10 protein-coding genes and 1 pseudogene are annotated in these 7822 nt (G+C 75.2%); 6 read left to right on the forward strand and 5 right to left on the reverse strand.

The window, feature by feature from the left end; all coding sequences use genetic code 11:
* Positions 1-359, forward strand: a pseudogene (locus GTW08_RS31100) (hypothetical protein); the annotation flags it as partial.
* Here the strand turns inward: GTW08_RS31100 and GTW08_RS16035 are convergent.
* A complete protein-coding gene (locus GTW08_RS16035; RefSeq protein ID WP_073575159.1) occupies positions 292-1356 on the reverse strand; it encodes an SDR family NAD(P)-dependent oxidoreductase in 1065 nt (354 codons plus the stop codon). The pseudogene GTW08_RS31100 and the gene GTW08_RS16035 overlap by 68 nt on opposite strands.
* Before the next feature lie 100 nt (positions 1357-1456).
* Between GTW08_RS16035 and GTW08_RS16040 the strand changes: the two genes are divergently transcribed.
* From GTW08_RS16040 to GTW08_RS16050, 3 genes are all read left to right on the forward strand, one after another.
* Positions 1457-1948, forward strand: a complete 492-nt coding sequence (locus GTW08_RS16040; protein WP_073575158.1) for a bifunctional nuclease family protein — start codon at positions 1457-1459, stop codon at positions 1946-1948.
* 170 nt (positions 1949-2118) lie between these two features.
* A complete protein-coding gene (locus tag GTW08_RS16045) occupies positions 2119-2997 on the forward strand; it encodes an MBL fold metallo-hydrolase (RefSeq protein WP_073575157.1) in 879 nt (292 codons plus the stop codon).
* A 59-nt stretch (positions 2998-3056) separates the two neighbouring features.
* Positions 3057-3365 carry a PASTA domain-containing protein gene (locus tag GTW08_RS16050; RefSeq protein ID WP_073575156.1) on the forward strand — a complete coding sequence of 103 codons (309 nt, stop codon included), beginning with the start codon at positions 3057-3059 and terminating at the stop codon, positions 3363-3365.
* Positions 3366-3424: 59 nt separating this feature from the next.
* On the opposite strand, the gene GTW08_RS16055 is transcribed toward GTW08_RS16050, so the two are convergent.
* Both GTW08_RS16055 and GTW08_RS16060 read right to left on the reverse strand, forming a co-directional pair.
* A complete protein-coding gene (locus GTW08_RS16055; protein ID WP_073575155.1) occupies positions 3425-4294 on the reverse strand; it encodes an ANTAR domain-containing protein in 870 nt (289 codons plus the stop codon).
* A 318-nt stretch (positions 4295-4612) separates the two neighbouring features.
* Positions 4613-4855: an acyl carrier protein gene (locus tag GTW08_RS16060; RefSeq protein ID WP_073575391.1), complete on the reverse strand. Its 243-nt coding sequence runs from the start codon at positions 4853-4855 to the stop codon at positions 4613-4615.
* A 128-nt stretch (positions 4856-4983) separates the two neighbouring features.
* Between GTW08_RS16060 and GTW08_RS16065 the strand changes: the two genes are divergently transcribed.
* Positions 4984-5265 (forward strand): hypothetical protein, encoded by a 282-nt coding sequence (locus GTW08_RS16065; protein WP_073575154.1) that lies wholly within the window; start codon positions 4984-4986, stop codon positions 5263-5265.
* Positions 5266-5284: 19 nt separating this feature from the next.
* On the opposite strand, the gene GTW08_RS16070 is transcribed toward GTW08_RS16065, so the two are convergent.
* Both GTW08_RS16070 and GTW08_RS16075 read right to left on the reverse strand, forming a co-directional pair.
* Complete coding sequence (locus GTW08_RS16070; protein ID WP_073575153.1) at positions 5285-6493, reverse strand: NAD(P)/FAD-dependent oxidoreductase; 1209 nt, start codon at positions 6491-6493, stop codon at positions 5285-5287.
* Positions 6494-6662: 169 nt separating this feature from the next.
* Positions 6663-7148: a hemerythrin domain-containing protein gene (locus GTW08_RS16075; protein ID WP_073575152.1), complete on the reverse strand. Its 486-nt coding sequence runs from the start codon at positions 7146-7148 to the stop codon at positions 6663-6665.
* Between the two features lie 110 nt (positions 7149-7258).
* On the opposite strand from GTW08_RS16075, the gene GTW08_RS16080 reads away from it, so the two are divergent.
* Complete coding sequence (locus GTW08_RS16080) at positions 7259-7711, forward strand: SRPBCC family protein (RefSeq protein WP_073575151.1); 453 nt, start codon at positions 7259-7261, stop codon at positions 7709-7711.
* Positions 7712-7822: the final 111 nt, after the last annotated feature.

The following is a 7822-nucleotide window of genomic DNA, read 5'->3' on the forward strand; positions in this document are numbered from 1 at the left end:
CCCGCGCCGCGACCCTCGGCGGTCTGGTGGCAGCGCTGGCCGGACCGCTGCTCGACCGGCTGCGCCCGGGCTCACGACGGCGCCGCCGCGGGTTCGACGCCGCGGCCGGACTCCTGCTCAACGCCGGGTCCGCCGCGACCCGGTGGGGCGTGTTCGACGCCGGCATGGCGACCGCGTGGGACCCGGCCTACACCGTCGTCCCACAGCGGGATCGGTTGCGCCGTCGCGAAGCCGCCCGCACCGCGGAGAAGGAGCGCGGCGATCTCGGCACCGTGCCGCCGGGCGAGGCCGTCACCGCGGGGGACCTCCCCGGTCCGGACCCGGCGGGTGCCGGATCCGACGGCGGACCGGCCTGGTGAACCCCCGGCGAACAGGGTCGGTACCGCCGGGGACGGTCCGGGCGTCCTGACCGATCGCACCCGCCGCCGGACGTGCCGGAGGACGTGCCTGGTCCCGGCCGGATCCGGCGCGCCTGGGCCGGCGGCACGGCTCAGCGGCGGGTGCGATGCCCGGACAGGGCGGGGTCCCACAGCGCCCCCGAGGTCTGCGCGGTGCCGCCGTGCAGCGACCAGCGGCCCAGGACGAGCCCGAGCGCACGCTCGACCGGTCCCGGTGCGAACCGGTGCGCGAGGACCAGCAGCCGTACCGCGATCCCGCCTGTGACCGTCTCGGGCGCGGGCGCCGCAGCCGGGCGGCGATCACCCGGGCGACGCGCTCCGGGGCGTCCACCGGCGGGGGAGGGGCCACCTTCCGCCCGGTGTGGTTGGCCGCGGTCGACCAGATCGGGGTGTCGACGGCCCCGGGCAGCACCGTGCACACCGAGACCCCGCGGATGCCCGCACGACGCAGCTCGGCGCGCAGCCCGGCCGACAGCGTCCGCACCGCGGACTTGGACATGCAATAGGGCGTCACCCACGGCGCCGGGATGATCCCGAGCACCGAGGAGACGTTGACGAGCACACCGTGCCGACAGGCGATCATCGACGGCAGTGCCGCGCGAGCGCCGTTGAGGCAACCGCCGATGTTGATGTCCAGCAGCCGTCGCACGTCGGCGGGCGGAGTCGACAGCACGGTGCCGAACCCGGCGACGCCTGCGCAGTTCACCCAGCCGTCGATCGGGCCGAGCTGCTCGGTGACGTGCGCGGCGGCCGCGCTGACGGCCTCGTCGTCGGCGACGTCGCAGGGCACCACCAGGGCCCGGTCCGGGGGCAGCTCCGCCGCCACGTCCTCCAGGGACGCTCGGTCGCGCGCGATCAACCCGAGCCGGGCGCCACGGCGCGCCAGCTCCCGCACCGTCGCACGTCCGATCCCGCCGGACGCACCCGTCACCACCACCACAGCACCGTCGAGCCGCATGTCCGGCCGGCTACCCGGGCCGCACCGGTCCATGCCGCCGGGTGTGGGTCCCAGAGGCCGGGGTAGGCGCGATGGCGCGACGGACGATGCGGGAGCGGACATGGTCGAGGTACGGGTGAAGGCGGTCGGGGTCGACGCGGTCACGGCCGACCGGGTGGTCCTGTTGGAGGAGACAGCCGGGCGCGGGCGAATAGTCGCAGTGTCGGTCGGTGGGGCGGAGACGCTGGCCGCGGTCGCCGAGCTGGAGGGGGTCCGCCGTACCCGTCCCGGTACCCACCGGCTGATCGGTGCGGTGCTCGAGGCAGCTGGGCGCCGGCTGCTGTGCGTCCGGGTGCACGCCCTGCGCGACCACGTCTTCCACGCTGAACTGCAGCTCGACGACGGCACCCGCATCGACGCCCGCACCAGCGACGCGGTGGTCCTCGCGTTGCAGGAAAGTGCGGCGATCGAGGTCGGGGACACGGTGCTCGCCGCGGCCGGTATCGACCCCGGCATGGTCAGCGTGCAGGATGCGGGGCCGGAGACCGACGATGTCGACGCGTTTCGCAGGTTCCTCGACACCGCGGTGCCCGACGACTTCGACGGCCCCTGAGGGCGGCCCCGGAGGCTGTCGTGTTCAACCACCGGGGCCTGACACGATCCGGCTCCCGGGTACCGATCCGAGCCGCCTTCCAGGGTCGCTGGTGCACAACCGCGATGCACAGGGTGGTGGAGGGGTTCACGTCGGGTGTTGGCTCGCGGGCGCCGGGTAGGCGGGCAGGCGTGGACACCTCGCTGACGTTCGTCGGTACCGCCACCGTGATCCTGCGGCTGGGCCGGTTCCGGCTGCTGACCGACCCCAACTTCCTGCATCGGGGGCAGCGTGCCCGGTTGGGTTGGGGTCTGTCGTCGAGGCGGCGAACCGACCCGGCGCTGGACATCGATCAGCTGCCCCGCCTCGACGCGGTGGTGCTGTCGCACCTGCATGGGGACCACTTCGACGACGTCGCCCGTGACGGACTGGACCGTTCGGTGCCCGTCCTCACCACCCCCCACGCGCGCCGCCGGCTGCGCAGGTGGGGGTTCGAGGCGGCCACCGGACTCGAGACCTGGGACAGCTGGGAGCTCGGTGACGACGAGGAGCGGGTCCGTATCACCTCGGTACCGGCGCGGCACGGCCCGGTGGGTGTACACCGGCTCCTGCCGCCGGTGCAGGGCACGGTGATCGACCACGAGCGCCGGGGCCGGCGGGTGCTGCGGCTCTACATCACCGGGGACACCGTCCTGGTCCCCGAGCTGCGTGAGATCCGCGACCGGTTCGGTGACATCGACGTGATGGTCGCCCACCTCGGCGGTACCCGGGTCGGCGGTGTACTGGTCACCCTGGACGCCTCGCAGGGCAGCGACCTGGTGGAGATGGTCGGGCCCGGTCGCGTGGTCCCCGTGCACTTCGACGACTACGACGTGTTCCGGTCCCCACTCACACACTTCCTGGAGGAGATGCGGGCCCGCGGGATGGGCGACCGGGTGCGGGTGGTCGGGCGCGGGGACACCGTGGAGCTGCCGCCGTCGACGGGACGGTGGGTCGCGGCGAGCCCGGGCCCCGGTACCGGGTCGGCGAACGCGCCCGGAACACCGTTCGACGCGCTGCCGCCCCGCTGATCCACCGACGTCGTCGACCGGGGAGGTGTGGGCGGCCCGGGCAGCGGTGATGCGAACCCATGGCTTCGACGACCGAACACGGCCGCGAGCGGGTGGTCGTGGTTCCCGATCTCACCGGTCTCGACGTGGCGGGCGCGCACGACGTGGCGCTCGACGGCGGCGTGCTCGCCGTCGAGCACCGCCGTCCCGGCGAGGACCCACCGCAGCGGTGCGTCCTCGAACAGGAGCCACGGGCCGGGGCCGTCGTGACGTTCGGCAGCACCGTGCGGATGTGGACCGGCCCTCCGCCCGGTGACGACGGCGGGGGCGGTGGAGGTGGGCTGCGCCCGGTCGGGCCCGGCCCGGTGGTGACCGGTGGGCGGCGTTGACGGCGCCGCCCACCCCGACCCACACGTCGCGGACCCCGTCCCCGCCCGGTGCCGGACGCTCAGCCGCCGCACCGGCCCGAGGGCTCGCCCCGCGCGGCGTTCTCCACCACCGACAGCGCGACCTGCCGCAGTTTGGTGTTCGTGGTCTGCGACAACTCCCGCAGCAGCGCGAACGCCTCCTCCGGCCCGCAGCCGCGGGTCGCCATGAGCACACCTTTCGCCTGCTCGATGGCGACGTGCCGCCCGAAGCGCAGCCGCAGTGCCTCGCCCTCGGTGGCGAGCTCGCGGACGAGCGCGACCGCCGGGACCGGGTCGGCCGGGAGCGCCGGCAGGTGCGAGCCGGGCGGGGCCGCCGGACCGTACCCGGAGAACCCGGGGCCGTTTCCCCCGGTCCGACCGCCGGGCGCGTCCGCAGCGTTGTCGTCCTGTCCGCACCGTCGTGTCCGGTCCACGAGCGTCCCGAGTCCGTCGCCCGCGTCGTCGACTTCGGCCCGCACCGGCCACAGCGGGGTGACATCCTCGACGTGCACGAGGATCCCGGCCAGCCGGCCTCGGGGGTCACGGACGGGGGAGTGCGCTCCGACCCAGTACTTCTCGACGAAGCCGTCGGCCCCGCGCGGTGCGGGTACGTCGTAGCGCTGCAGGCCGACGTCGTCGCGGGCGCCGCGGCGCAGCACTCGCAGCAGCGACGCCGTCACTGCCGCCACCGCGCCGACGTCCGGCGCCGCAGGGTTGTCCGGGAAGACGTCGAACAGGGGCCGGTCCAGGGCCTCGCCGGGCTCGCGCAGTGTCGCCTCGAGCCAGGCCGGGTTCACCGCGCGTATGCGCAGTGTCCGGTCGAGCACGGCGTACGGCGAGCGGGTCGTGTGGAACAGCGGGTTGTCGTTGATGGCGCGCAGCAGACGCGCCTCCGGTCCACCGGGGGGCATCTCGTCCTCCGATACCGCCGGCCGCGGTCGGCATGCGGGGGACGGCTCGGGGGAGCGTCGGGCGTGGCCGGGGCGCGGTCCGGCAGCGCATTCTCGTGCACTGACGGGGGATCCCCGGCCCGGGACGCACGCGGGCGTGCACGGGTGGGGACGCTGGGCCGGCTGTTCGACCCCGGGTCGGCGCCGGCCGGGACCGGAGGCCCCTGGCGCACTGCGACAGAACGTTATGACACCACCGCCGGGCGGCACCACGCCGGGTCACCCCGTCCGGTCGGCGCCGGCCGGCCCCCTCTGGCCGGCCGGCGCCCCGAGCACCGGTCAAGAGACCGCGGCGCCCGTGTCCTCCTTCGACGACAGCTTCGCGAGCAGGTCGTGGCAGGTGGAGGCGCGTGTCGCGTCCTCCTCCATGACCCGCTCGAAGAACTCCGCGATGTCGTCGTAGCCCGCGTTGCGCGCGTCGCGGACGTACTGGCCGTAGTCGTGGCCGCCCTTGAGCGCGTGGTACTGGACCGACACCAGGTCGAACACGACGTCGCTGAATCCGGTCTCGCCTGTGGCCATGACGGCCACCTCCTCCTCGGTCGTTCCCGTTGGCGTGCCCTTCCTACCCACGACCCCGGCGGTCATGCCGGACATGGCGCCACGCCGGCGACGACCCGTCGCAGGCCGCGCGGTGGACCGCGCAGGCGGTGGCCGAGGCCGGCACGATCGGTGTCAGCGGGGTCTACCCGCCGACCCTGCAGTCCTATCCGATCGGCACCCTGCTGAACCGCAACCTCACGGTGCGCGCGGGAAACTGCCCGCACCGGGCACTCATCCCGGAGCTGATCGACGTGGTCGCCGCGGGCGTGCTCGACCCCGGTCGCGGGGTGACCGTGCGGGAGGGCCTGGGCGACGTCGTCACCGCGTACCAGGAGTTCGACGACCATTGCGCGGGCTGGGTCAAGGTCGCGCTGGACCCCGGCACCTGACCGACGCCGGTCCCCGGGGTCAGTCCCGGGGGCCGGCCGTGGTCGGCACGTCCGCGACCTCCGATGCCCTCGCGTTGCGCCGCACCAGGTCCGAGCCACGCTCGTAGTCCTCGTCGGCCTGGTGGGTGGCGACCCCGCACACCAACCCCTGGCGCTGGTACCAGGCGGTGAACCCGCCGCCGGGGTGGGTGGTCAAAGCGACCTCGTCGAACCCGTCGCCCCAGGCGGAGTACTTGAGCACGCGGTCGCCGATCTCGGACCAGAAGCCGGGCGCGGCGTCCCAGCGCGCGTCCGACCCGGCGGCGACGGCCCCGGCGACGGCGCCCATCTCCTCGGCATCGCCCCAGTGCTCCACCCCGATGTGCCGGCCCGCGGCCGCGTTGAACGCACGCGCGACGTCCCCGGCGGCGAACACACCCGGCACCGCGGTCCGCATGTGCTCGTCGACGACGACTCGGCCGTCCTCGACCAGGACCCCGGCCGCCTCGGCCGGCCCGAGCCGGGGGCGGGCGCCCGCCGCGACCAGTACCAGGTCCGCCGCGACGGGCTCGCCGTCCCGGATCTGCACCACGGGCGCGCCACCGGTCGACTCGATCCCGGTGACCTCGGCGTCGCCGCGCAGACGGACCCCCGCCCCTCTCAACCAGTCCGCGATGCGGTTGCCGACGGCGTCACCGAGCCGCGAGGCCTGCGGGACCCGCTCCGTGCTGCACACCGTCACGTCCAAGCCGCGTGCGGCCAGCGACGCCGCCGCCTCACAGCCGATGAACCCCGATCCGACGACGACGACGGACCCCGCGTCGTGCAGTCCCGCCAGCAGCGCCCGCGCGTCGGCCAGCGAGCGCAGGTGGTAGGCGTCGCCGTCGCCGGGGACGGGCAGGCGCACCGGCTCCGATCCGGTGGCCAGCACGCATGCCCGCCAGCGCACCTCGCCGCCGTCGCCGAGCCGCGCAGTACGGGCACCGGGCTCGAGCGAGGCGACCGTGGTCCGGGTGCGCACCTCGACGTCGCCGAGCCGGGTCAGGTCGTCGAGCAGCAGGTCGTCCTCGCCGAGGTTTCCCCCGCGCAGGAGCTCTTTCGTCAGTGGAGGCCGGAGGTAGGGAGGGCTGTCGTCGGCGGACACCAGCAGCACCGGGCCGGGGCCACCGTGCCCGCGGTACGCGATCACCGCGGCATGGGCTGCGGGGCCGCCGCCGACCACGAGCAGTCCGGTCGTCGTCACGCTCATGTCGCCCGCCTACCCTGACCGAACGCGTCGACACCCGGGCGCCGTGCCATGGAGCAGGCCCGCCGAGCCTGGGGCGGTGGTCGAGCCGCGGTGGCCCGGGGATCGAGGCCGCGCCCGCGATCGACGGCGCTGTGTCCGCCTCGCGCGGCAGGCCGTGGTGGTGCGGGCCTCACCCGAGGACGGCGGCGGGGCCGCGGCGGTCGTCACGCGGGTCGATCGTCTCCTGGACGGCGCGGGCGAGCTCGTGCAGCTCCGTGACCGTCAGGCGCCGGCGCAGGGCCGGGAGCCGCCGCGTCTCGACGCCCTCGATGTGGAAGCGGGTGGACACGGCGAGCCGGTGCAGCACCTGCTCCGCGTCGGGCGACCCCGGACCGACGGCGAGCAGCTCGGTGACCAGGGCTTCGAGCTGCTCGTGCTCCTCGGCGTCGGCCTGCGCGCAGCGGTCACCGTCCTCGAGGCAGCGGCGCAGCGCCGGGTGCAGCAGGGTCTCCTCGGCGACGCAGTGCCGGCGGACCGCGTTCGCGGCGCGGACGGCCAGGTCGGAGCGCTGCGGGCCGGGGTCGGCCGCGGCGGCGTGGTCGAGCAGGGCCAGCAGCGTGCGGTGGTCGGCGACGAGGACGTCGATCAGGTCGTCGGGTGCAGGGTCGGTCGTCACCGCAGATGTATCACCGGTGGTCGTGGGTCCAAACCCGGGTGCGGGGGTGTGACGGGGCCGAGCGTGGGTACGGGTCGGATCGTCCGGTCGGCGACGGAGAGGCGGGTCCGATGATCGAGGTACGGCGGCGGGTGCACGCCCGCACCGAGGACGTCTATGCGGTCCTGACCGACGGCTGGAGCTACGGCCTGTGGGTGGTCGGGGCGGTGCACATCCGGCGGGTCTCGTCGGACTGGCCGCGGGCGGGCGCGACCATCGAGCACAGCGTCGGGGCGTGGCCGCTGATGATCGAGGACCGCACCGTGGTCGAGGAGAACGAGCCCGGAAGGATGCTGCAGCTGCGCGCTCGTGCCGGGCCCGGAGGCACCGCCCGGGTGCGCCTGGAGCTGACCCCCGATGGAGCCGGTACGACGATCCGGATGACCGAGGACGCCGTCGCCGGACCCGGGCGGCTCATCCCCGTGCCGGTCCGGGCGCCGCTGTTGAAGCTGCGCAACGCGGAGAGCCTGGCCCGGCTCGCCGCCCTCGCCCGGGGGCGCCCGGACCGGCCCGAGCGGGCCTGACCGGGAGCCCCGTGACCGGGGCCGCGCGGAGGCTCAGCCGTGGATCCGTCGATGCGCGAAGCGGACCGCGCCCCGGTAGAGCGGCCCCGCGGGCCCCGATGCGGCCAGCGC

The sequence above is a fragment of the Pseudonocardia sp. SID8383 genome, from assembly GCF_009864975.1.
Taxonomy (GTDB): domain Bacteria; phylum Actinomycetota; class Actinomycetes; order Mycobacteriales; family Pseudonocardiaceae; genus Pseudonocardia; species Pseudonocardia alni.